Source organism: Azospirillum sp. UENF 112521 (assembly GCF_058780665.1).
The window spans coordinates 2569162-2590093 of the sequence record NZ_JBSNCI010000002.1 but is presented as its reverse complement, the minus strand read 5'-3'; the positions used below and the strand labels follow the sequence as shown (position 1 = coordinate 2590093).

Here is a 20932-nt window from a genome sequence, read left to right as displayed (position 1 = left end):
CGGCACTCCTCAGGCGTTCAGGACTGGCGTGATCTTGACCGCGCATTTCTTGTAGTCGGTCTGCTTGCTGATGGGATCGGTGGCGTCGAGCGTCACCTTGTTGATGAGGACCGTGTGGTCGAAGAAGGGGACGAAGACCAGGCCGCGCGGTGGCTTGTTGCGCCCGCGAGTCTCGACCCGCACCCGGACCTCGCCGCGGCGGGAGGTGACGCGCACCTCCTGCCCGCGCCGGACGTTGAGATCCTTGGCGTCGTCGGGGTGCATGAACACCACGGCGTTCGGGAAGGCCTTGCGCAGCTCCGGAACGCGGAGCGTCATCGATCCGCTGTGCCAGTGCTCGATCACGCGGCCGGTGCTGAGCCAGAAGGGATAGTCGGTGTCGGGCGCTTCGGCCGGCGGCTCGTAGGGCAGGGCGAAGACGTTGGCCTTGCCGTCCTTGTTGCCGTAGAAGCGCATGCCCTCGCCGGCCTTCACATACGGGTCGGAGCCCTCGCGGTAGCGCCACTTGGTCTCCTTGCCGTCCACCACCGGCCAGCGCAGGCCGCGTTCCTGGTGGTACTGCTCGAAGGGCGCCAGATCGTGGCCGTGGCCGCGGCCGAAGGCGGCGTATTCCTCGAACAGGCCCTTCTGGACGTAGAAGCCGGCGTCCTTGGCCTCCTGGTTGTTGTAGGTCGGGTCGAGGTCGGACAGCGGGAAGCGGTCGACCTGACCGTTGCGGAACAGCACCTCGTACAGGGTCTTGCCGCGCAGCTCCGGCTTCTTGTTCAGCAATTCCTCCGGCCACACCTCCTCGATGCGGAAGCGTTTGGAGAACTCCATGATCTGCCACAGGTCGGACCGAGCGCCGTCCGGCGCATCGACCAGCTGGCGCCACAGCTGGGTGCGGCGCTCGGCGTTGCCGTAGCCGCCCTCCTTCTCCACCCACATGGCGGTGGGCAGGATCAGGTCGGCGGCCAGCGCCGTCACGGTGGGGTAGGGATCGGAGACGACGATGAAGTTTTCCGGGTTGCGGTAGCCGGGGAAGGTCTCCTTCGCCGTGTTCGGGGCCGTCTGCATGTTGTTGTTGCACATGACCCAGTAGGCGTTGAGCTTGCCGTCCTTCAGCATGCGGTCCTGCTGGACGGCGTGGTAGCCGACCTTGTCGGGGATGGTCCCCTCCGGCAGCTTCCAGATCTCCTCGGCGTGTTTGCGGTGCTCGGGGTTGGTCACCACCATGTCGGCGGGCAGCCGGTGGGAGAAGGTGCCGACCTCGCGCGCGGTGCCGCAGGCCGAAGGTTGGCCGGTCAGCGAGAAGGGGCCGCAGCCGGGCTGGGAGATTTTGCCGGTCAGCAGGTGGATGTTGTAGACGAGGTTGTTGGCCCAGACGCCGCGGACATGCTGGTTGAAGCCCATGGTCCAGAAGGACACGACCTTCACCTTCGGGTCGGCGTACAGCTCGGCCAGCGCCTCCAGCCGGTTCTTCGGCACGCCCGACAGCTCGTGGGCCTTATCCAGCGTGTAGGGCTCGACGAACCTGGCGAACTCGTCGAAGCTGATCGGGTCGGAGTCGTTGGCGTTGGCGGCGTTCTTCGCCTTCTTCTCCAAGGGGTTGTCGGGACGCAGGCCATAGCCGATGTCGTCGCGGCCGCGCTTGAAGTTGCAGTGCTTCTCGATGAACTCCTTGTTGACCCGGCCGGTCTTGATGATGTGGTTGGCGATGTAGTTGAGGATCGCCAGGTCGGAACCGGGGGTGAAGACCAGACCGATGTCGGCGAGGTCGAAGCTGCGGTGCTCGTAGGTCGACAGCACGGCGACCTTGCAGCCGGGATGGCTGAGGCGGCGGTCGGTGACGCGCGTCCACAGGATGGGGTGCATCTCCGCCATGTTGGAGCCCCACAGCACGAAGGCGTCGGCCTGCTCCATGTCGTCGTAGCAGCCCATCGGCTCGTCCATGCCGAAGGTGCGCATGAAGCCGGCCACCGCCGACGCCATGCAGTGGCGGGCGTTCGGGTCGAGATTGTTGGAGCGCAGGCCAGCCTTCATCAGCTTGGAGGCGGCATAGCCCTCATAGATGGTCCATTGGCCGGAGCCGAACATGCCGACGGCGGTCGGACCCTTCTTCTTCAGGGTCTCCTTCCACTTGGCGGCCATGATGTCGAAGGCTGCGTCCCAGCTGATCGGCTCGAACTCGCCGTCCTTGTCGAACTTTCCGTCCTTCATGCGCAGCAGCGGCTGGTTCAGCCGGTCCTCGCCATACATGATCTTGGACAGGAAATAGCCCTTCACGCAGTTCAGGCCGCGGTTCACCTCGGCCTTCACGTCGCCGTGGGTGGCGACGACGCGGCCGTCCTTGACGCCGACCATTACGCCGCAGCCGGTGCCGCAGAACCGGCAGGGGGCCTTCGACCAGGTCAGCTTGGCGCCTTCCCCGGTCAGGATGTTGGCGGCGGACGCGGGCAGCGAGATTCCGGCCGCCGCGGCGGCGGCAGCGGCGGCTTGCGCCTTCAGGTAATCGCGGCGGGACAGAAACATGGGGAGGACTCCAGGGTCGGAGGAAATTCGGTCGGGAAAAGGCGGAAACGGCGCGCCTGGCTGGGGATCCGGGTGACAGTCCAGGGGAGAGGGGTCAGGCTGCGTCGATCGCGTCCGCGGGTTCGTAGTGGTGGTAGACCATGGTGGTGGTGTGGACGCCGGGAATGGCGTTGAGCAGGGCGATGCGGTCGACGACCTCTGCCGCGCTGGCGGTGACCAGGGTCACCACAGCCTTGCCGTTCTCCGCGGCACACCAGTCGAGCCCGGCGACGGAAGCCGCCGCCTGGCGCACCGCGTCGGTGTGGTCGGGGCTGTGCTGGATGACGAGGCTGGAGATGTGGACTTCGGGTGCGCGGGGCATGTCGGTCCTGGGGGAGCGCTGGGCTCAGTGGGTGAGGATCTGGTACATCCAGATCGAGAAGCCGTAGGCGGCGACGGTGCCGACGGCGATCACCGGCCAGACCAGCACCGCCAGCCACAGGAACATCAGCCCCTCGGCCCGGCGGGTCGGGGCCGGTGCGGAGTCGGTCGCCTTCCGGTCGGACGGATGGGACAGGACGGGGGAGGGGGTGGGCCTCATGGCGGCACTCTCGGTCGGAGCGGAAACAGGTCGAACCGGTCCCGGTGCCAGCCCTGATGGCTGGTCCTTAGGTACTGGTTTTCGGCCCTTAGTATCGGTACTTTCCGGCGAGCTGGAATTGACTCAGGTCAAGTGGGGCCACTTGCGGCCTGTGACGGAATGGCGCCTTCTGTTGCGCAGGCGCCATCGCCCGGGCTGCGCTAGACTGCGGTGGAGGTCTTCATTGGAAACCTCGATCGGGAATGGAATGGGCCATGGATTTGCTGCGCTCCTACTGGTCGCAGGCCGAGTTGGCGACCAACGGGTTGATCCTGCTGCATCTTTTGGGAGCCTTGGCGGTCGGGCTGCTGCTGGGGTACGAGCGCAGCTATCACGGGCGGGCGGCCGGGATGCGGACCTACGGGCTGGTCTGCCTGGCCTCGGCCGCGCTGACTGTGGTCAACGCCTACCCCTCCATGTGGTATGGCGGCATCGGGACGCAGGGGGCGCCGCACGCGGCTGCCCTGACCGGCGATCCGACGCGGGTGATCCAGGGCATCGTCACCGGCATCGGTTTTCTCGGCGCCGGGGTCATCATGCGCGAGGGGCTGTCGATCCGCGGCCTGTCCACCGCCGCCTCGATCTGGGCGACCTCGGCCATCGGCATCGTCATCGGGCTCGGCTTTTATGCGGTCGCCATCGCCGCGGCGCTGTTGACCATCCTGGTGATGAGCCTGCTGCGGCCGGTCGAGCGGCTGCTGCCCCACCAGTCGGTGGTCCACCTGACGCTGGTCTTCCCGCGCGACAAGGCCCCGCCGCCGGAAGAACTGCGGGCGCAGGCCAAGAAACACGGGTTCGAGGTGGTCGACTGGGCCTTTCATCTCGCCAACGGCAGCGGCCAGTTCGAATGCCAGCTGGTGCTTCAGGGGAAAGGCGACCCCGATCCGATGGCGCTGGTCAGCGCCCTTGCCTCCACCGACACGGTGGTGGAGTTCAAGCTGTCCCCTTCACGCATCTGACGACGGCCGGGAACCAGAAGAGTTGGAAGGACGTAATGCATACAAACTTAATGTTTTGCTAAAACTTTATCCATATCGATAACCCGCGATGATGAAGGACGCGAACAACGGCAGGGAATGGCGAGGCTGGAATCGCCGCCCTTCTGCCCGGCAGAACGGCCCTGGCGGGCGCAATGCCGGTTCCCCGGCCTCATCCGCGTCTTGCCGCCGGATGGCGGGGCCGATCGCCCTGCTGACGGCGCTTCTTCTGTGGTTCGCCGGCACAGCCGCCGCCACGGTGTCCGGTGTGGAGCCGCTTCGGCTCGGGCCAGCCACCGCCAGCGCCACCCTGGCCGGCCATTTCGCCCGGCTGATCGATCCCGACCGCAAGTTCGACTTCGCCGCCATCCTGAAGGCCGACGCCGATGGGCAGATGGAGCCGCTTGGGGATTTCCGCGGTGTCGGCCAGACCCGCGACATCCATTGGTACCGCTTCGACCTGATGCGCGAACCCGGTGCGCCGGCGGACTGGCTCCTGGAGATGGGCGAAGCCTATATCGACCATCTCGATCTCTTCATTCCGAAGGCAAACGGAGCCGTGGGCCGGCCGCAGGATCCTGCCGCCTACCGGCTGGTCCGGCTGGGAGACTTCGTTCCCTTCAGCCAGCGGCCGATGAAGACCCGGCTGCACAGCCTGCCGCTGACCCTTCCGGAGGGAAAGCCGGTTTCGCTTTACCTGCGCGTCGATTCGGTCAGCGCCATCCGCCTGTCGGCACGGGTGTGGTCTCCCGCCGCCTATGTCGGCCACCAGACCAAGGATCTGCTGTTCCAGGGGTTTTTCCTGGGGGTGTTGGGCATCCTGGTGTTGGGCTATGTCGCGTTGGGCCTGCTTCTGCGTGACGGGGCGCTGCTGTCCTACACCGCCTATGTCGCCACGGTCTTCTGCTATTACCTGTTCGCCAACGGCATCGGTGCAGCCCTGCTGCCGGATCTGCCGGGCTGGATCATGAACTTGCTGGTGGGCAGCAGCGGTTTCCTCGGCTTTGCCACGGCACTGATCATGTGGGTCTATATCCTCGATCTGCAGACCCGGGCGCCGAAGCTGGCGCGTTGCTATCAGGGGCTGGCCCTGCTGGTGCTGCTGGCATTGCCGACGACGGTTTCACCGCTCTACGCCCTGACCAACCCGGTGGTGACCCTGTCGGCGCTGGTCGTGGTGGTGATCGCGCTGGTGCTGACCGCACGCATGGCCTGGCTGAACCCGAGCGATCTCAGCCCGCGCTTCTATCTGGCCAGCACCCTGGTGTCCCTTGGTGGGCTGATCATGGCCCAACTGATCCTGCGGGGCGCGCTGCCTGCCGATTTCTTCATCGCCGATCCCTATCAGGTCGCCTCGATGGTGGCGGTGATGGTGCTGGGCACCGGTCTGGCCCTGCGCATCGGCAGGCTTCAGGCGGAACGGCTGCGTGCCCGGGAGGAATCGGCCTTCGCCACCAAGCGGGCGGAGGAGCAGCGCAGCTTCGTCGCGATGCTGTCGCATGAATTCCGTACTCCGCTGGCCGCCATCGACAGCGCGGCCCAGATGATCGAACTGTCGGGCGTGGTGGAGTCGCCGTCGGCGCTGTCCCGCCTGCAACGCATCCGCAGCACCACCCACAAGATGGCAGAGCTGGTGGATCTGTTCCTGTCCTCGGATGCGCTCGACCAGGGGGCGCTGGCGCTGAAGCCGGAACCGGTGGCGCTGGGCCAGTTGATGGACGAGGTGCTGGGCGGCCTGAGGGGGACGGAAGCGGAGGAACGGCTGGAGCTGTCGATCGACGCTCCCGACCGCCCGATGCTGGTCGATGCGCCCTTCCTGGGGGTGGCCATCGGCAATCTGGTGCAGAACGCGCTGCGCTACTCGCCGGCGGACGCGGCAGTCCGGGTGAGCGCCTTCGATGACGGAGGCGGTATCGTCATCCGCGTCGCCGACCGGGGTTTCGGCATGACCCCGGAGGAGGTGGAGCGAATCGGCTCGATCTATTTCCGCGCCTCGTCGTCGCGCGGAACCAAGGGGTCGGGGCTGGGACTTTACATGACGCAGAAGATCGTCGCCGCCCATGGCGGAACCCTGTCGGTGGAGAGCGAGCACGACGAGGGCTCGGTCTTCACCATCCGGCTGCCGGCCACCGACAGGCTCGCCGCGCAGTAGGAATGCCGGGTCAGTACAGGGTTTTGGGGATGCGCTCGGCCAGCGACCGGTCATAGGCGTCGCCGCCTTCACGCCCGGCGCTGGCCTCGGCCATCAAGACTCCTGCCGACGGCAGGCTGCGGCGCTCGATCTGCACCGCCGGGTCCCACAGGCGGGACCGCAGCAGGGCGCGGGCGCATTGGAAGAACACCGCCTCGATGCTGACGACCAGCACCGACTTCGGCACCTTGCCGTCCACCGCGAAGCTCTCGCACAAGGCCGGGTCGGTGTCGATCACGGCGCGGCCGTTGACCCGCAGCGTCTCGTTCAGTCCCGGCACCAGGAACAGCAGACCGACCCGCGGATCGGCCAGGATGTTGCGCAGGCTGTCGATGCGGTTGTTGCCGCGGCGGTCGGGGATCAGCAGGGTACGGTCGTCCGCGACCCGGACGAAGCCGGGTTGGTCGCCGCGCGGCGAGGCGTCCAGCCCATCCGGCCCGCTGGTGGCGAGAACGAAGAAGGGCGACGCCTCGATCAGCGCCCGGTAGCCGGGGGTCAGCGCCGGCACTTCCTTGGCGATGGAGGGAGCGGCGGGCTCGCCATAGAGGGCTTCCAGAGCCGCGAGGTCGGCGACGGGCCTGCTTCCTGTCTGGCTCATTTCGTCTCCAGCAGGAAATAGACGAAGTCGATCGTCGGCGCGCCCAGCCCGAACTGGCTCAGCAGCGTGTGGGCCTGCCCGCGATGGTGGGTCTGGTGGTTGAAGATATGGGTGACGATCTGGGAGAAGGGCAGCTCATGCGCCGTGGCGGCCATGCTGCGGTAGGAGAGAACCGACTCGAACCGCTCCGCCGGGGTGGCTGCCAGGACGCGCAGGATACGCTCGTCCTCCGCTTCGCGGGCAGTGCGCAGGCCGGCGAAGTCGTCATGGAGGATTTCATCGAGCGACGACGGTTTCGGCCCGGCCCCCTCGATGCGTTCCAGCCACACCCGGTCGGCGACCAGGATATGGTTCAGCGTGCCGCGGACAGAGCCGAAGAAGGCGCCGCGGTCCTCGCGGAACTGAGCATCGGAAAGCTGCGCCGCGGCCTCGTAAAGGCGGCGGTTGGCCCAGCGGTTGTAGCGGGCGAGGCTTTCAAAATGGGGCTTCGGGTCCATAGGGGAGCCTTTTGCTTTCTTGCTGTCGTCTCCCAACCGGAGGAGCCCTCTCCACAGAGGAAGAAAGCTCCTCCGGATGATCGATCACACGCCTGCGCGCTTGGCCGACAGGCCGGCGTGGGACAGCAGGACTTCGCGCTTGCCCTGGTGGTTGGCGGGACCGACCACGCGTTCGGTCTCCATCCGCTCCACCAGGCGGGCGGCGCGGTTGTAGCCGATCTGGAGCTGGCGCTGGATGAAGCTGACCGACACCTTGCCCTCGCGGACCACGAGATTGACGGCCTGCATGTAGAGGTCGTCGCCGGTCGCAACCGAACCGCCGTCCTCATCCTCCACCGCGGCGGCTTCCTCCTCCTCCTCGGTGATGGCGGTGACGTAGTTGGGAGCGCCCTGGGCCTTCACATACTGGACGATCTCCTCGACCTCCGAATCGGAGACGAAGGGACCATGGACGCGGGTGATGCGGCCGCCGCCCTGCATGTACAGCATGTCGCCCTGTCCCAGCAGCTGCTCCGCCCCGGCTTCGCCGAGGATGGTGCGGCTGTCGATCTTGCTGGTGACCTGGAAGCTGATGCGGGTCGGGAAGTTGGCCTTGATGGTGCCGGTGATGACGTCGACCGACGGGCGCTGCGTCGCCATGATCAGGTGGATGCCGGCGGCGCGCGCCATCTGGGCCAGACGCTGGATCGCCGCCTCGATCTCCTTGCCGGCCACCAGCATCAGGTCGGCCATCTCGTCGACGATGACCACGATGTAGGGAAGCGGCGTCGGTTCCGACGGCGTCAGGTCGAAGACGTTCTCCGGCTCGCCCGGTGCCGGGGCGCGGCGCGGCATCTTCTCGCCATTGGCGATCATCTCGGCCATGCGGGCGTTGTAGCCCTCGATGTTGCGCACGCCGAGCTTGGACATCGCCTCGTATCGGCTTTCCATCTCGCGCACGGCCCAGCGCAGGGCGACCACCGCCTTCTTGGGGTCGGTGACGACGGGCGTCAGCAGATGCGGGATGCCGTCATAGACCGACAGCTCCAGCATCTTGGGATCGACCATGATGAAGCGGCAGCGCTCCGGCGGCAGCCGGTAGAGCAGCGACAGGATCATCGTGTTGATCGCCACCGACTTGCCCGAGCCGGTGGTGCCGGCGACCAGCAGATGCGGCATGCGGGCGAGGTCGGCCACCACCGGCTCGCCGCTGATGTCCTTGCCGAGCGCGATGGCGAGCTGTGCCGTGGTGTTGCGGAAGGCGTCGTGGTCGAAGCTCTCGCGCAGGTAGACCATCTCGCGCACCGGATTCGGCAGCTCGACGCCGATGACGCTGCGGCCGGGAACGATGGCGATGCGGGCGGTGACCACGCTCATCGAGCGGGCGATGTCATCGGTCAGGTTGATGACGGTGGCCGACTTGGTGCCGGGCGCCGGCTCGAATTCATAGAGGGTGACGACCGGGCCGGGGCGGACATCCATGATCTCGCCGCGGACGCGGAAATTCTTCAGGACGGTTTCCAGCATCCGCGCGTTGCGGGCCAGCACCGACTCGTCATGCTGCTGCACCGGGCGCGGCGGCGGGGTCTGCAGCAGCGAGACGGTGGGCAGCGAATAGACGGCGGGATAATCCACCGGGCCGGCCGGAGCGGCGGGCGCGCAGGGCACGGCGGGGGCCGTGGCGGGGCCGGGGATGGCGGTTGCCGCCTCCGCCACCGGTGCGGCTTCGCACGGGGTCGCAGGTGCCTCCGCCTCCGCCGGGTCGCGCGCCTCATAGGCCCATTCGACGCCCGACAGGAAGGCGAAGCCGGCGACCACCGCCAGCGCCTCGTCCGACAGGTTGGTGGAATAGACGGTCCCGGCGCGCGGGGTGCCGGGCAGAACCTCGACATCCCACATCACGCGGCCGTCGGGGCGCGGGTTCGGGACGAGATTGAACGGTCGGCCGTTCAGCGCGCACCACAGATTGAACTCGTCGGCGGTCACCACCCCCGCTTGGGTGGGCGGGGCGGCGAGATGCGGCATACGCGGGCTCATGCCGAGGCTCCGGGCTTCTGAACGGTGAGGGGGACTGGACCGGAGGAGGAGCCACCCGGCAGGGGGGGACGTGCCGCCAGCTCGCGCGGCGTCATCTCGTATGCGGCGACCAGCAGCTTGTCGATGCTGACGCCGTCGCTGGACATCGGCAGCACCAGCCGCTCGAAGCTGCGGGTGCGCCCGCCGAAGACCGCGGTGTGGACACGGGCGACAGGCAGCCGCTCGCGGCGCACCGTCTCGTATTCCGGCTGAAGCAATGCCCGCTGTTCCGGCGGCAGGTCGTCCAGCGTGGCGCCCAGGCGCGACTGGCCGAAAGCGGTTGCCAGCGCCTTGCCGTAATAGGAATAGACGAAGGTGCCGGCTTCCTCCCCGATCACCTCGAAGACGGCGATGTTGTCCTTCCACGGCCGGAGGTCGGCCGGGGCGATGCTGCTGGGGACCGGCGGCCGGCCGGCGACGGATTTGGTGAGCCAGAATTCGAGCAGGCCGCTGAGATACGGCGTCGCCAGCTCGGTTCTTTCCTTGGTCATGACAATCGCAGCTGGACGGGCGGCGCTCCCGCGGGATGATGCCGCCGGAGCTTTCAAGAGCCGCCCGAACCATACCCGCAAGGGCCGGTGTGGCGCAACCGCAAGGGCTAAGCCCGTCAGGGGCACCGCACCCCGGCGTTTACCCGTGTTTCATCAGGCCGCACAGGTGACGCCGGTGCCGCCAAGCCCGCAATAGCCGTTTGGATTCTTGGCAAGATACTGCTGGTGGTAGCCTTCCGCGAAGTAGAAGGGAGGAGCCTCGCGGATCTCGGTGGTGATCGGGCCATAGCCGGCCTGGGCCAGCCGCTCCTGATAGGCCGCCAGCGTCGCTTCCGCCGCCGCCTGCTGGGCGGGGCTGTGGGTGTAGACAGCGGACCGGTACTGGGTGCCGACATCGTTGCCCTGGCGCATGCCCTGGGTCGGGTCGTGCGACTCCCAGAAGACGCGCAGCAAATCCTCCGCCTTCACCATCGCCGGGTCATAGACGACGCGCACCGCCTCGGTATGGCCGGTGCGGCCGGAGCAGACCTCCTCATAGGTCGGGTTCGGGGTATGGCCGCCCTGATAGCCGACGGCGGTCACCCAGACGCCGGGGACCTGCCAGAACTTGCGCTCCGCTCCCCAGAAGCAGCCGAGCCCGAGGTCGATGACCTCCAGCCCAGGCGGATAGGGGCCGGTCAGGCGATGGCCGTTGACATGGTGCTGTTCGGGAACCGGAACGGGTTGGCTGCGGCCGGGCAGCGCCTCCTCCGGCGTCGGCAGCGTCGCCGGCTTGCGCAGAAAATGCCCCAGCATGGTCGGGTCTCCCATCATGACGATCCGTTGGAGTGACCTCTTATGTCGGGTCGCGGCCGGGCTGCGGCAAGGTGGCGCCAGCGGAGTCGGCGTGCCGGTGAACCTTCGGGCTGTTTCGCGCGTTTGAGCTTGTGATCTGCTGGGAACTTGAAAAAAGGAGAGCCATCATGGCCAGCACCACCGACGAGCGCCTGATCCAATCCCTCATCGACCATGGCCGCCGCAACGGCAACCGGCTGAGCGCCGAGGCGCTGGGCGGTATCCTGCCCGTCGACACGATGACGCCGGAGGAAACCGCCGCGGTGATCGAGCGGGTCGAGGCGGCCGGGGTCGAGGTCGAACTGGACGATTCCCGCCTGATGCAGGGCCGGCCCAATCCGGCGCTGGCCCGGCAGACCGGCGACTATCACCGCGGCGACGGCGTCGTCGACATGGCGAACCCGGCCGCCCCAGCGGTGTCGGCCCCGGGTGCGGTGCCGTCGCGCCACGGTTGGGCCGACGACATCGCGAACGGCCATGTGGGCCACCACAATGCCGTCCCCAGTTGGACGCGCAACGGTGTGGAACTGCTGCCGCTGGCGTCCGTCGCCCTGGTGGCGGTGGTGCTGATCGCGGCGCTCGGCTGAAGGCAGCCCTTACCCGGCGGCCAGGGCATGGATGAGGATGGCGGCGGTGGCGGCGACGTTCAGCGACTGGACGCGGCCGCTGCCGGGGATGGTCAGCACTGCCTCGCAGGCCGCGAGCGTGGCCGGCGGAATGCCGTCCTCCTCGTTGCCCAGCACGACGGCCGGCGGCTTCACACCCTGCTTGCCGCGCCAGCCCGTCAGCGCGCCGGCATCGACGGTCGGCCGGGTCTGGTCCAGTGCCGTCCCGAACACCCGGTGGCTGGTGCGCAGCCGCTTCAGCACGGCCGGCAGGGCGGGGGCGCGCTCCAGCGCCACCCACTCGAACCCGCCCTCCGCCACGCGATAGGCGGCCTCGGACGGCAATGCCTGGCCGGGATGGTCGGAGACCAGGACGCGGGGCAGGCCGAAGAAGGCGGCGGTGCGCAGGATGGCGCCCAGATTGTGCGGGTTGCCGACCCCGTCCAGGATCAGCAGCGGCTCCGTTGCCCGGCGCGCGGCCTCGGTGTCGAACAGCGGCAGCGTCCGAGGCGCCATCAGCGCGACCACGCCGCCGTGCAGAACCGTGCCGGCGACTTTCGCCAGTTCCTCCGCCTCCACCATGCGGTAGGGCTTGCGGGCCGCCGCCATCGCCTTGCAGAAGGCACCGACCGCCGGTTTCAGCCGCTCGTCGAAGAACAGGCGCTCCACCCGCTCCGGCTCATGGGTGAACAGGGCGGACACGGCGGCCAGCCCGGCCACGCGGAACAGCTTGCGCGATTCGGTGGGCTCCGGGGCTGACGGTGCGGACGAGAGGGCGGGGGCTGCGGTCCGGGAGCGGGCGCGGCTGGGATGGGGCGGGCGCCCGCGCGGAGGCATGGAGGTCCTGTCTGTCTGGAAGAGGGTGGCGGCTTACAGCAGCTTCACCACCAGGAAGCCGCCGATCAGCGCCACCGCGAACACGCTGGTGACGAGGGTCAGCCGCTTTTCGATGAAGGCGCGGATCGGCGGACCGAAGAAATACAGCAGAGCCGCGACCAGATAGAAGCGGATCGACCGCGAGATGATCGAAGCGCCGATGAAAACCCACAGCGGTAGATGCGCCACGCCGGCTGTGATGGTCAGCAGCTTGTAGGGGATGGGCGTCATGCCCTTGATGATCAGGATTTCCGCCCCGTACTCGACGAAGGTGTGGCGCAGCTGCTCGAACTTGTCGGTCAGGTGATAGAACTCGATCACCCAGCGGCCGATCGTCTCGTACAGGAAATAGCCGATCATATAGCCGGCGATGCCGCCGACCACCGAGGCCAGCGTGCAGATCGTCGCCAGCTTCCACGCCGCCTTGCGGTTGGCGATGACCATCGGCACCAGCAGCAGGTCCGGCGGCAGCGGGAAGAAGGAGCTTTCGGCAAAGGACACACCGGCCAGCCAAGCGGTCGAATCCTTCGACGCGGCCTTGGCCATGGTCCAGTCGTAAAGACGCTTCAGCATGAATGGGCCGTCCTTCGTCGCTGCCGTTGCGGTGCACGAGGCCTCTTTTAGGCGCGACGGTGCCGGTGCGCCAGTGCCCAATTCGACCGCCCCCGGACAGGGAGAACCCGTCCGGAGGCGTTAGCCCGTTCCAGTGAGGACGGTTCAGGCGGCGGCGGCGCCGGAGGGCAGCGCATTGGCATTTGCGGCTGGCACCGCTGCCGGAGCCTCCTCCCTGCGCAGCGCGCCGCGCAGGCGCAGCAGGTTGGCGGCGGCACAGAAGGCATCCGACGCCATGGCGAAGGGCGACATCACCAGCGCGTTGTGGCTGACCCAGAAACCGCCGGCCACCAGCAGGAGAATGCGCATGCGGACCGCGTCCGATTGCCAGCGGGCAAGGGTGGAGAAGGTGATGCCCAGGCTGGACAGCGCAGACGGCAGGCCGGACCAGGTGAACAGTGCGATGGCGGCGACGCCCGGCACCGTCGCCGCGAAGATCGCCGTCTGCCAGCGGCTGCGCCCTTCCGGCAGCGCCGCCAGCGCCTGCGCCACCACCAGCAGGCAAAGCGCCGCGGCGGTGTGCGCCCCCAGCAGCACATAGTGGGTGATGAACATCAGGTTGGTGGCGGCCTGCCCGGCCAGCAGGGCACGGCGCTTCTTCATCAGCGGCCACAGGCACGAACCGGCGAAGGCGGCGGCACCGAAGGCGTCGGCGGCCGTGACGGGCAGGGGGAGGGACAGCATGGCGGGGGGATCGGCTCGGGCAAAGGCACGGCGGTGCGGCGCCGCGGCTGCGGCCCGTCCGGATGCCGGATGAGGTCGGGGGAAACGGGTTGTTGCCGTACGGTCACGCTGGCGCCGAGCTGCAACAGAGCCATATGTACGGTGCCTCGTCCCGCCGCACCATCGGACTTCCGGTTGCCCAGGGCTGCACGGCGCGCATGGAAGAAAAAGCGGACGTTGCACCGCGAAATCGGCATGTCGGGCGAACGGCGGGATCAGGCGGCCATGCGCAATGGCCGTTGCGGTTCGACCATATATTTCCGGCGCATCTTCATGAACGGTTGTTCGATGGCGAAATAGGTCAGGGTGGAAAGAGCGATCGACGCCGGTAGAACCACGGCCGTGCAGACCAGCAGCGCATTGATGTGCGGATTCTGCATCAGCTTAAGAATGTCACCGTATTTCCCGATCTGCGTGATGACGATGAAGTTGGTCAGATAGATGGAATAGGAGATCGAGCCGATATAAGCCGTCATCCGCGATAGGGCGGGGGAACCGGAAATGCGGACGGACAGATAGGTCACAATGACGAGTGCCCAGCCGGCCGCCTCGACGGTGGGCCAGACTGTCTTCCAGGTGGCGATCACCGGATAACCTCCGGCCCGATGGAAAACCGTGATCATGGTCAGCATCAGAAGGATTGCGGGCAGGAAGGCCCGGCCGAGCCACAAGGCGCCCTGTGGAGTATCGTTGCAGCGGCGCAGCGCCACGGCCGCGATCATGCCGATCAGGAACTGATCGATGCGTCCGACGATCGTCCAATAAGCGATTGCGCGGGAATTCGCGCCGAACTGATCGGCGATGAGCCGATAGACGAATGCGCACAGGATCATCAACGCCAGTTGTCGGCATCCCTGCCGGTTCAGGATCGACAGCAGGAAGGGGAAGATCAGATAAAACTGGAACTCGACGGCGACCGTCCAGAACAGGCTGGTTGCTACCCCGTAGGTCGCCTTGTTCCCGGCATTCAGGAATGGAACCGCCATCTCGAGAATTTTGGCCGGATCGACGGCATCCGGCGTCATGGCGATACCGACAAGGAGAAGCCAGGCATAGAGAGGATAGATTCGGAGCAAGCGGTTCCGCAGGAAGCCGAAATAAGAGACTTCACGGCCGTTTGCGCCCCATGTGAAGATGAAGCCCGATAACACCATGAAGAGCGCGACGCCGGTGTGTCCCTCCACCACCATCGCCAGCAACGGGTTTTTTGTATGGACCCAACCTTCAATCAGGTTCCCACCCGCCGATTGTGGGAGGATCTGAAACGAGTGGTAGTATAAAACGATAAGAGCTGCAAATGCACGGAGATGGTCGAGCCGTGGAAGATATGCGATGTTGACGGATTTTTCCATTATTCTGCTTTTCAAAAATGTTCTTCGGGTTCAAAATCTTCTATAATGATCTGCGCGATCTTTTTCTCGAGAAATCTTTTCATCCATGAGGGCGCCGCCCTTTGCTTCGATGGCCGCCTGCATCGGGGCGCGGCCTATGTCGTGCCATCGGCATTCGAGTCTGTAGCCTGTGCCCGGCTCTCCGTCTCCGTCTCCTTCAGCACTTCGTCCAGCCAGCGCAGATGCGGCTCGGCGGCCTTGCGCGCCTCCTCCTGGGTCTGGCGATAGCGGGCGACCACCTCCTGGCCCAGCGGGGTCAGGCCGGCACCGCCACCCTCACGCCCGCCGACGCAGGTGCGGATCACCGGTTCGCGGAAGGCGGTGTTCATCGTCTCCACCAGGAACCAGGCGCGGCGGAAGGTCATGTCCAGCGACCGCGCGGCGGCGGAGATCGAGCCGGTGCGGTCGATGGCCTCCAGCAGGGCGATCTTGCCGGGGCCGATGGCGCCCGACGGGTGCAGGAAACGGACACGAAGGTCGGCAGGCATGGTGTTCCGATGCAAATCCGAAAGAGAGGGGAACAACCATGTGGAGGGCGACCCGCCGGTTCAAGCGACAAGTCGCGCAATAGGGGGAACCACCGATGGGATGCGCAATCGGCCGCACCCCTCCAGTGGCTTCCCTACTGTTCGGGCCTTATTCCGCTCCTGCCGCCTCGGCGAGGCCCAGGAAGGCGGGCAGTTCGTGGGTGATGACGTAACTGGGCACCGGTGCGAGGAAATCGCGCATCCGGCCCTTCTCCACGAAGCGCTTGCGGAAGCGGGAATGGGTGAACAGCGTGTCCAGCTTCGGCACGATGCCGCCGGCGATATAAATGCCGCCGCGCGCGCCCAGCGTCAGAGCGAGGTTGCCGGCGACGGTGCCCAGCATGGCGCAGAACATCTCCACCGCCTCGACGCAATGGGCCTCGCTGCCGTTCAGGGCGTTGTCGGCCACCTGCGCAGGCGTGAGGGCGGCCGGCTCCCGCCCGTCCAGGATCGACAGCGCGCCGTAGAGGTTGACGAGGCCGGGGCCGGACAGCACCCGTTCGGCCGAGACATGCTCGAAGCTCTTGCGCAACTGGCCGAGCACGGCGCTTTCGCGGTCGCTGATCGGCGCCATGGTGACATGACCACCCTCGCCCGACAGTGCGGTCCAGCGGTTGTTGGCGCCCGGCACCAGACCGGACACGCCCAGCCCGCTGCCCGGCCCCAGCACGCCGACAACGGCACCCGCCTGCGGCGCGCCCTCGCCGATCTGGCGGCGATCCTCTTCGGCCAGACGCGGCACCGACAGGGCGACGGCGGTGAAGTCGTTGATGACGACCAGCCCGTCCAGCCCCAGCGCGTCCCGCACCCGGTTGACGGAGAACTGCCAGACCAGATTGGTCATGGCGATGCGGTCGCCGGTAACCGGCCCGGCCACCGCGAAGGCGCCGCGCCGCGGCCGGCCGGGAGTGCCGACCGCCGCCAGCCCGACCGCCGTCAGGTAAGCGGTGGCCGCATCCTCGATCGAGGCGTAATCGGCACAGCGCAGCACGCGGGTGTCGCGGACGATGCGTCCGTCGATCAGGCCGAAGCGGGCATTGGTGCCGCCGATGTCGGCAACCAGAATGGGGGCCAGAATGGGAGCAGCGTTACCGGCGGTGCCGGGAATGGCGGGGGAGAGGTCGGCGGCCATGGATCCGGATCTGCGCTGTTGGTGGGCCGAGCGGATGCTCAGGTGACCGGAAAGTCATACGGTGCCCGCGTCAATGCGTCTACATAGCTTTCGCGCCACCAGTTGATGTCCTGCCGCCGCAGGGTCTGCATCAGGGCGGCGTGGCGCTCCTTGCGCTCGCCCAGCGGCATGGTCAGCGCCCGTTGCAGCGCGTCGCCGACGCCCTCGATGTCGAACGGGTTGACGATCAGCGCCTCGCCCATCTCGTGGGCGGCACCAGCGAACTGGGACAGCACCAGCACGCCCGGATTGTCGGCGTCCTGGCAGGCGACATACTCCTTCGCGACGAGATTCATGCCGTCGCGCAGCGGCGTCACCAGCCCGACATTGGCCAACCGGTAGAAGCCGGCCAGAACGCGCTGGCCGAAGCTGCGGTTCAGGTAGCGGATCGGCTGCCAGTCGAACTCGGCGAAACGGCCGTTGATGCGGCCGGCCATCTCCGACAATTCGCGGCGGATGGCGATGTATTCCGGCACATCCTCCCGGCTTGGCGGGGCGACCTGAAGGAAAGAGACGCGGTTGCAATGCTCCGGGTAGCTTTCCAGAAGCTGCTCGAAGGCGGCGAAGCGTTGCGGCAGGCCCTTGGAATAATCGAGCCGGTCGACGCCGATGATCAGCCGGCGTCCCACCAGGCTTTCGCGCAGCCGTTCGGCCTGGCGCGAGCGGCCGGCGGTGCGGGCCAGGCTTTCCAGCGCCGGGGTATCGATGCTGATGGGAAACACCTTCGCCATCAGGGTTCGGCCGAAGGCGCGGATCATCGCCGTGCCGTAGGCGCCGCGCTGTTCCACCGTGCCGTCGGTCTCGGTGCGGATGTAGTCGCAGAAGCCGCGCAGGTCGGTGGCGGTGTGGAAGCCGACCAGATCGTAGGCGCACAGCTCGCGGATCAGGTCGCGGTGGTTGGGCAGGGCGGTCAGCAGTTCCGGCGGCGGGAAGGGCGTGTGCAGGAAGAAGCCCATGCGCTGCGAACAGCCGCGGCGGCGCAACTCGTCGCCGAAGGGGATCAGGTGATAGTCGTGGACCCAGACCATGTCGTCCGGGCGCAGCAGAGGCTCCAGCTTGTCGGCGAAATAGGCGTTGACCCTGGAATAGCCCTCGCGCGTGCGACGGTTCACCGAGATCAGGCCCAGGCGGTAGTGGAACAGCGGCCATAAGGTCTGGTTGGCGAAACCGTTATAATATTCCTCATGATCGCGGCGGCCCAGATCCAGCGTGGCGTAGGTCAGCTTGCCGGCCTCCGTCTTGGTCGGCTCCGCCTGGGACTCGCCATCGACGACCGTTCCGCTCCACCCGAACCAGATGCCCCCGGTCTTCTTCAAGGCTGCCAGGATGGCGACGGCGAGACCGCCTGCGGCCTGCTTGCCCTCTTCCATAAGGGCGACCCGGTTGGATACGACGACGAGCCTGCTCACGATCTTCTTCTCCTTATTGGCCGCCGGCAGGGCGTTCCGCAGTCCGCAACTTCAGGGCCGCCGTGGCGGACACCCGGTATTGGACCACTGCGAAACGACAAAGGGCGGCCTTGGTTCCGAACTCCCGCCGTCACGCTCACGATAGCGGTCCGAAGGTACGGCACCTTTTGTCCTTTGGGGCAAACTGTTTCACGAAAGGTTATGCTGCGGTGCAGCAAATCTAGATAGATCCTATCCGGTTCGCGGTATCTCCTGTCTCGATTAACGTGATGTAATGAATAAGAAATTCTTTTTGGGCTTGAAGCCGGGACGCCACGCGCTCATATTGTGCAGTGCGGCAACGGTTGCGCCTCGGCGTGGACGTTGGCGTAACGCACTTCTTGGGCGTTTCCTCCCTAGACTGAAGGCCGCGGGTCCGCCCGCGGCCCTTTTTTGGCCTGACGGTCCGTTGGCCGGGGGGCAGGAGGGTCAGCGCGGACCAAGCCCGTCGGGCGGCAGCAGGCCCAGCGTGTCGACCAGTTCGGTCATGTGGCGGGCCAGGGTGCCAAGATAGGGCAGGCGGGTTAGCGCCGCCTCGTCCATGTAGAGATCTCGGGCGATTTCGATCTGAAGCGTGTGGATGCCCTGGCGCGGCCGGCCGTAATGGCGGGTGGTGTAGCCGCCGGCATAGGGATTGTTGCGGCTGACCGCATAGCCCAGCCCGCGCAGGTAATCCTCCGCCGCGTCGATCACCGCCGGGGCGCAGGCATTGCCGAAACAGTCGCCCAACACGATGTCGGGATGGGTGCCGCCGCGCCCGTTGCCCCGTCCACCGGTGGTGACGCTGCCCGACGGCATGGAATGGCAGTCGATCAGCAGGACATGGCCGAAGGCGTCGCGGGTGCCGTCCACCAGTTGGCGCAGCGCGTTGTGATAGGGGGTGTAGCAGCGGCTGACGCGGTCCAGCGCCTCGGCGAAGCGCAGCTTGCCTTTGTAGATGTCTTCGCCGTTGGCGACCACGCGGGCGATGGTGCCCAGCCCCGCAGCCACCCGGGGGGAGCGGGTGTTGACATAGGCCGGCAGCGGATCGGCGAACATCTCCGGATCCAGTTCGTAGGCCTCGCGGTTGACGTCCAGATAGGCGCGCGGAAACAGGGCGCGGATCAGCGGCACGCCGAAGCCCGGGGCGAAGGCGAAGATCTCGTCGACGAAGCAATCCTCCGACTTGCGCAGCGCCCGGGCATCCAGGCGGGACGAGGCGAGGAACTCTGCGGAATACGCATTGCCGCTGTGCGGCGATGCCAGCACGAGCGGCAGCCTCTGGCTCTGCGGGGCCAGAATTTCGAAGGCCGGGGCGTTGGGCAGCGGAGCGGCGGCCGGGTCGGCACCGGCACCAGCGCCGCGTTGCGCGTCGAAGGAGGCGTCCATGATCGAATGATGTAATGGACGCCGGCCCCAGTGTCACGGAACCTCTGTCACGGAACCGTCTGTGAGGGGGCCGGCCGCCTCCCTGCCGCCGGCGGATAAAAAAAGCGGATGGGTGGTGCGAAAGAGCTTGCGTGTCGGCAAGGAGGTCGGTATACACCCGCCCACGCCGGACGGAACGACGCCAAGCGCTTCTCCGCCGGTTGCTACAGTGGGCGGTTAGCTCAGCGGGAGAGCACTACGTTGACATCGTAGGGGTCACTGGTTCAATCCCAGTACCGCCCACCATTCTGAAGGCCGCGAACCGGAACGGGTTCGCGGCCTTCGCCGTTCCAGGGCTGCTCTTGGGGCTGCCGCATTTTTTAGCGGCTGCATATCTGAACTCCGTTCGTCCGGATCGCAGCCCCTCGCCACAATCCTCCCTGCGCCGTACCATCCGGGCGGCAAACAATGCATCGGGAGGATTTTCATGCCTGTCCATACCCTGCGCCACAGCGGCCGGAGCCTTGCCGCAGCCGTCGGCGCGGTGCTGGTCTGTGCCGTTACTGCCCTGTCGTCCGCCGGTGCGCTGGCGCAGACCGCTCCGTCGGCATCGGCCGCTTCACAGCCGGCTGAAAACTCGCGCCTGGATGCCGTTCTGTCGGCCGGTACGCTGCGCGTCGGCACCACCGGCGACTACAAGCCCTTCACCTACCTGAACCCGCAGACCGAGAAGTTCGAGGGCATGGACATCGACCTCGCCGAATCGATGGGCAAGGCGCTGGGCGTGAAGGTGGAGTTCGTGAAGACCAGTTGGGGCAACCTCCTGCCCGACCTGCTGGCGGACAAGTACGACATCGCCGTCGGCGGCGTCTCCGTCACGCTGGAGCGGCAGAAGAAGGCGCTGTTCTCCGATCCGCTGATGCGCGACGGCAAGACGCCGATCACCCGCTGCGAGAACAAGGACCGCTTCCAGACCGTCGCCGACATCGACAAGCCCGGCGTCCGCCTGATCGTCAACCCTGGCGGCACCAACGAGAAGTTCGCCCGCGCCAACATCCGCACGGCCCAGATCGAAGTCCATCTGGACAACGTCACCATCTTCGACCAGATCGTCGCCGGCAAGGCCGACCTGATGATCACCGACGCGGTGGAGACGCGGCTTCAGCAGAAGCTGCATCCGGAACTGTGCGCCGTCCATCCTGACCAGCCCTTCGACTTCTCGGAGAAGGCCTTCCTGCTGCCGCGCGACATCGTGCTGAAGCTGTGGGTCGACCAGTGGCTGCACCAGGCCGTCGCCACCGGCCAGTATCAGGCGGTTTTCGATCGCTGGCTGAAGTAGCTGGTCCCGGCAACTGGAGATGCCGTCGTGCCGTCCGCAGCGCGGCGGCATTTCCATGCGGCCCGATGGAGTTCCGCAACTATGCACCGAACCGGCGTCTTTATCTGGTGCCCGGTCCAA

General features: G+C 66.8%; 20 protein-coding genes and 1 tRNA gene. 5 read left to right on the top strand and 16 right to left on the bottom strand.

Features of this window, described 5'->3' with window-relative positions:
- Window positions 1-9: 9 nt before the first annotated feature.
- From napA to ACWPN8_RS14610, 3 genes are all read right to left on the bottom strand, one after another.
- Window positions 10-2511 (bottom strand): nitrate reductase catalytic subunit NapA, encoded by a 2502-nt coding sequence (gene napA / locus ACWPN8_RS14620; RefSeq protein WP_492241230.1) that lies wholly within the window; start codon window positions 2509-2511, stop codon window positions 10-12.
- 94 nt (window positions 2512-2605) lie between these two features.
- Window positions 2606-2872, bottom strand: coding sequence for a chaperone NapD (locus ACWPN8_RS14615; RefSeq protein WP_492241229.1), 267 nt, complete (start codon window positions 2870-2872; stop codon window positions 2606-2608).
- Window positions 2873-2896: 24 nt separating this feature from the next.
- Complete coding sequence (locus tag ACWPN8_RS14610) at window positions 2897-3091, bottom strand: periplasmic nitrate reductase, NapE protein (RefSeq protein WP_492241228.1); 195 nt, start codon at window positions 3089-3091, stop codon at window positions 2897-2899.
- Between the two features lie 254 nt (window positions 3092-3345).
- Between ACWPN8_RS14610 and ACWPN8_RS14605 the strand changes: the two genes are divergently transcribed.
- Together ACWPN8_RS14605 and ACWPN8_RS14600 are read left to right on the top strand one after the other, a co-directional pair.
- On the top strand, window positions 3346-4089 hold the full coding sequence (locus ACWPN8_RS14605) for an MgtC/SapB family protein (protein ID WP_109452954.1): 744 nt from the start codon (window positions 3346-3348) through the stop codon (window positions 4087-4089).
- Between the two features lie 211 nt (window positions 4090-4300).
- Window positions 4301-6259, top strand: a complete 1959-nt coding sequence (locus ACWPN8_RS14600; RefSeq protein WP_492241227.1) for a sensor histidine kinase — start codon at window positions 4301-4303, stop codon at window positions 6257-6259.
- A gap of 10 nt (window positions 6260-6269) precedes the next feature.
- Here the strand turns inward: ACWPN8_RS14600 and ACWPN8_RS14595 are convergent, their stop codons facing one another.
- The 5 genes from ACWPN8_RS14595 to msrA form a co-directional block, all read right to left on the bottom strand.
- The gene (locus ACWPN8_RS14595; RefSeq protein WP_492241226.1) at window positions 6270-6896 is read right to left on the bottom strand and encodes a pyridoxamine 5'-phosphate oxidase family protein; all 627 of its coding nucleotides are present in this window, start codon (window positions 6894-6896) and stop codon (window positions 6270-6272) included.
- The gene (locus tag ACWPN8_RS14590; RefSeq protein WP_492241225.1) at window positions 6893-7393 is read right to left on the bottom strand and encodes a DinB family protein; all 501 of its coding nucleotides are present in this window, start codon (window positions 7391-7393) and stop codon (window positions 6893-6895) included. Before ACWPN8_RS14590 ends, ACWPN8_RS14595 begins: the two co-directional genes overlap by 4 nt.
- An 84-nt stretch (window positions 7394-7477) precedes the next feature.
- Window positions 7478-9409, bottom strand: a complete 1932-nt coding sequence (locus tag ACWPN8_RS14585; protein WP_492241224.1) for a DNA translocase FtsK — start codon at window positions 9407-9409, stop codon at window positions 7478-7480.
- On the bottom strand, window positions 9406-9939 hold the full coding sequence (locus tag ACWPN8_RS14580; RefSeq protein WP_109448553.1) for a PAS domain-containing protein: 534 nt from the start codon (window positions 9937-9939) through the stop codon (window positions 9406-9408). The genes ACWPN8_RS14585 and ACWPN8_RS14580 overlap by 4 nt, the downstream gene beginning before the upstream one ends.
- A gap of 153 nt (window positions 9940-10092) precedes the next feature.
- On the bottom strand, window positions 10093-10734 hold the full coding sequence (gene msrA / locus ACWPN8_RS14575) for a peptide-methionine (S)-S-oxide reductase MsrA (RefSeq protein ID WP_109448555.1): 642 nt from the start codon (window positions 10732-10734) through the stop codon (window positions 10093-10095).
- 167 nt (window positions 10735-10901) lie between these two features.
- On the opposite strand from msrA, the gene ACWPN8_RS14570 reads away from it, so the two are divergent.
- Window positions 10902-11360 carry a hypothetical protein gene (locus tag ACWPN8_RS14570; protein WP_109448557.1) on the top strand — a complete coding sequence of 153 codons (459 nt, stop codon included), beginning with the start codon at window positions 10902-10904 and terminating at the stop codon, window positions 11358-11360.
- A 9-nt stretch (window positions 11361-11369) separates the two neighbouring features.
- Here the strand turns inward: ACWPN8_RS14570 and ACWPN8_RS14565 are convergent, their stop codons facing one another.
- From ACWPN8_RS14565 to ACWPN8_RS14530, 8 genes are all read right to left on the bottom strand, one after another.
- A complete protein-coding gene (locus tag ACWPN8_RS14565) occupies window positions 11370-12215 on the bottom strand; it encodes a TrmH family RNA methyltransferase (protein ID WP_109448559.1) in 846 nt (281 codons plus the stop codon).
- A gap of 33 nt (window positions 12216-12248) precedes the next feature.
- Complete coding sequence (locus ACWPN8_RS14560; protein ID WP_085090362.1) at window positions 12249-12827, bottom strand: YqaA family protein; 579 nt, start codon at window positions 12825-12827, stop codon at window positions 12249-12251.
- 144 nt (window positions 12828-12971) lie between these two features.
- Window positions 12972-13550: a YgjV family protein gene (locus ACWPN8_RS14555; protein WP_109448561.1), complete on the bottom strand. Its 579-nt coding sequence runs from the start codon at window positions 13548-13550 to the stop codon at window positions 12972-12974.
- 254 nt (window positions 13551-13804) lie between these two features.
- The gene (locus ACWPN8_RS14550) at window positions 13805-14941 is read right to left on the bottom strand and encodes an acyltransferase family protein (RefSeq protein WP_109448563.1); all 1137 of its coding nucleotides are present in this window, start codon (window positions 14939-14941) and stop codon (window positions 13805-13807) included.
- Window positions 14942-15075: 134 nt separating this feature from the next.
- On the bottom strand, window positions 15076-15468 hold the full coding sequence (locus ACWPN8_RS14545) for a winged helix-turn-helix domain-containing protein (RefSeq protein WP_109448564.1): 393 nt from the start codon (window positions 15466-15468) through the stop codon (window positions 15076-15078).
- A 148-nt stretch (window positions 15469-15616) separates the two neighbouring features.
- Window positions 15617-16639, bottom strand: coding sequence for a glucokinase (locus ACWPN8_RS14540; protein ID WP_109448565.1), 1023 nt, complete (start codon window positions 16637-16639; stop codon window positions 15617-15619).
- A gap of 38 nt (window positions 16640-16677) precedes the next feature.
- Window positions 16678-18087, bottom strand: coding sequence for an alpha,alpha-trehalose-phosphate synthase (UDP-forming) (otsA, locus tag ACWPN8_RS14535; RefSeq protein ID WP_098738939.1), 1410 nt, complete (start codon window positions 18085-18087; stop codon window positions 16678-16680).
- Window positions 18088-18555: 468 nt separating this feature from the next.
- The gene (locus ACWPN8_RS14530) at window positions 18556-19494 is read right to left on the bottom strand and encodes an N-formylglutamate amidohydrolase (protein WP_109448567.1); all 939 of its coding nucleotides are present in this window, start codon (window positions 19492-19494) and stop codon (window positions 18556-18558) included.
- A gap of 210 nt (window positions 19495-19704) precedes the next feature.
- Between ACWPN8_RS14530 and ACWPN8_RS14525 the strand changes: the two genes are divergently transcribed.
- Both ACWPN8_RS14525 and ACWPN8_RS14520 read left to right on the top strand, forming a co-directional pair.
- A tRNA-Val gene (locus tag ACWPN8_RS14525) sits at window positions 19705-19779 on the top strand.
- A 181-nt stretch (window positions 19780-19960) separates the two neighbouring features.
- Window positions 19961-20812 carry a transporter substrate-binding domain-containing protein gene (locus ACWPN8_RS14520; RefSeq protein WP_492241223.1) on the top strand — a complete coding sequence of 284 codons (852 nt, stop codon included), beginning with the start codon at window positions 19961-19963 and terminating at the stop codon, window positions 20810-20812.
- The last annotated feature ends 120 nt before the right edge of the window (window positions 20813-20932 follow it).

What these genes read in the sequence shown, in the direction of transcription:
- napA (WP_492241230.1), bottom strand. Translation starts at nt 2,511, where the DNA reads ATGTTTCTGTCCCGCCGCGATTACCTGAAGGCGCAAGCCGCCGCTGCC.
- ACWPN8_RS14615 (WP_492241229.1), bottom strand. Translation starts at nt 2,872, where the DNA reads ATGCCCCGCGCACCCGAAGTCCACATCTCCAGCCTCGTCATCCAGCAC.
- ACWPN8_RS14610 (WP_492241228.1), bottom strand. Translation starts at nt 3,091, where the DNA reads ATGAGGCCCACCCCCTCCCCCGTCCTGTCCCATCCGTCCGACCGGAAG.
- ACWPN8_RS14605 (WP_109452954.1), top strand. Translation starts at nt 3,346, where the DNA reads ATGGATTTGCTGCGCTCCTACTGGTCGCAGGCCGAGTTGGCGACCAAC.
- ACWPN8_RS14600 (WP_492241227.1), top strand. Translation starts at nt 4,301, where the DNA reads ATGGCGGGGCCGATCGCCCTGCTGACGGCGCTTCTTCTGTGGTTCGCC.
- ACWPN8_RS14595 (WP_492241226.1), bottom strand. Translation starts at nt 6,896, where the DNA reads ATGAGCCAGACAGGAAGCAGGCCCGTCGCCGACCTCGCGGCTCTGGAA.
- ACWPN8_RS14590 (WP_492241225.1), bottom strand. Translation starts at nt 7,393, where the DNA reads ATGGACCCGAAGCCCCATTTTGAAAGCCTCGCCCGCTACAACCGCTGG.
- ACWPN8_RS14585 (WP_492241224.1), bottom strand. Translation starts at nt 9,409, where the DNA reads ATGAGCCCGCGTATGCCGCATCTCGCCGCCCCGCCCACCCAAGCGGGG.
- ACWPN8_RS14580 (WP_109448553.1), bottom strand. Translation starts at nt 9,939, where the DNA reads ATGACCAAGGAAAGAACCGAGCTGGCGACGCCGTATCTCAGCGGCCTG.
- msrA (WP_109448555.1), bottom strand. Translation starts at nt 10,734, where the DNA reads ATGCTGGGGCATTTTCTGCGCAAGCCGGCGACGCTGCCGACGCCGGAG.
- ACWPN8_RS14570 (WP_109448557.1), top strand. Translation starts at nt 10,902, where the DNA reads ATGGCCAGCACCACCGACGAGCGCCTGATCCAATCCCTCATCGACCAT.
- ACWPN8_RS14565 (WP_109448559.1), bottom strand. Translation starts at nt 12,215, where the DNA reads ATGCCTCCGCGCGGGCGCCCGCCCCATCCCAGCCGCGCCCGCTCCCGG.
- ACWPN8_RS14560 (WP_085090362.1), bottom strand. Translation starts at nt 12,827, where the DNA reads ATGCTGAAGCGTCTTTACGACTGGACCATGGCCAAGGCCGCGTCGAAG.
- ACWPN8_RS14555 (WP_109448561.1), bottom strand. Translation starts at nt 13,550, where the DNA reads ATGCTGTCCCTCCCCCTGCCCGTCACGGCCGCCGACGCCTTCGGTGCC.
- ACWPN8_RS14550 (WP_109448563.1), bottom strand. Translation starts at nt 14,941, where the DNA reads ATGGAAAAATCCGTCAACATCGCATATCTTCCACGGCTCGACCATCTC.
- ACWPN8_RS14545 (WP_109448564.1), bottom strand. Translation starts at nt 15,468, where the DNA reads ATGCCTGCCGACCTTCGTGTCCGTTTCCTGCACCCGTCGGGCGCCATC.
- ACWPN8_RS14540 (WP_109448565.1), bottom strand. Translation starts at nt 16,639, where the DNA reads ATGGCCGCCGACCTCTCCCCCGCCATTCCCGGCACCGCCGGTAACGCT.
- ACWPN8_RS14530 (WP_109448567.1), bottom strand. Translation starts at nt 19,494, where the DNA reads ATGGACGCCTCCTTCGACGCGCAACGCGGCGCTGGTGCCGGTGCCGAC.
- ACWPN8_RS14520 (WP_492241223.1), top strand. Translation starts at nt 19,961, where the DNA reads ATGCCTGTCCATACCCTGCGCCACAGCGGCCGGAGCCTTGCCGCAGCC.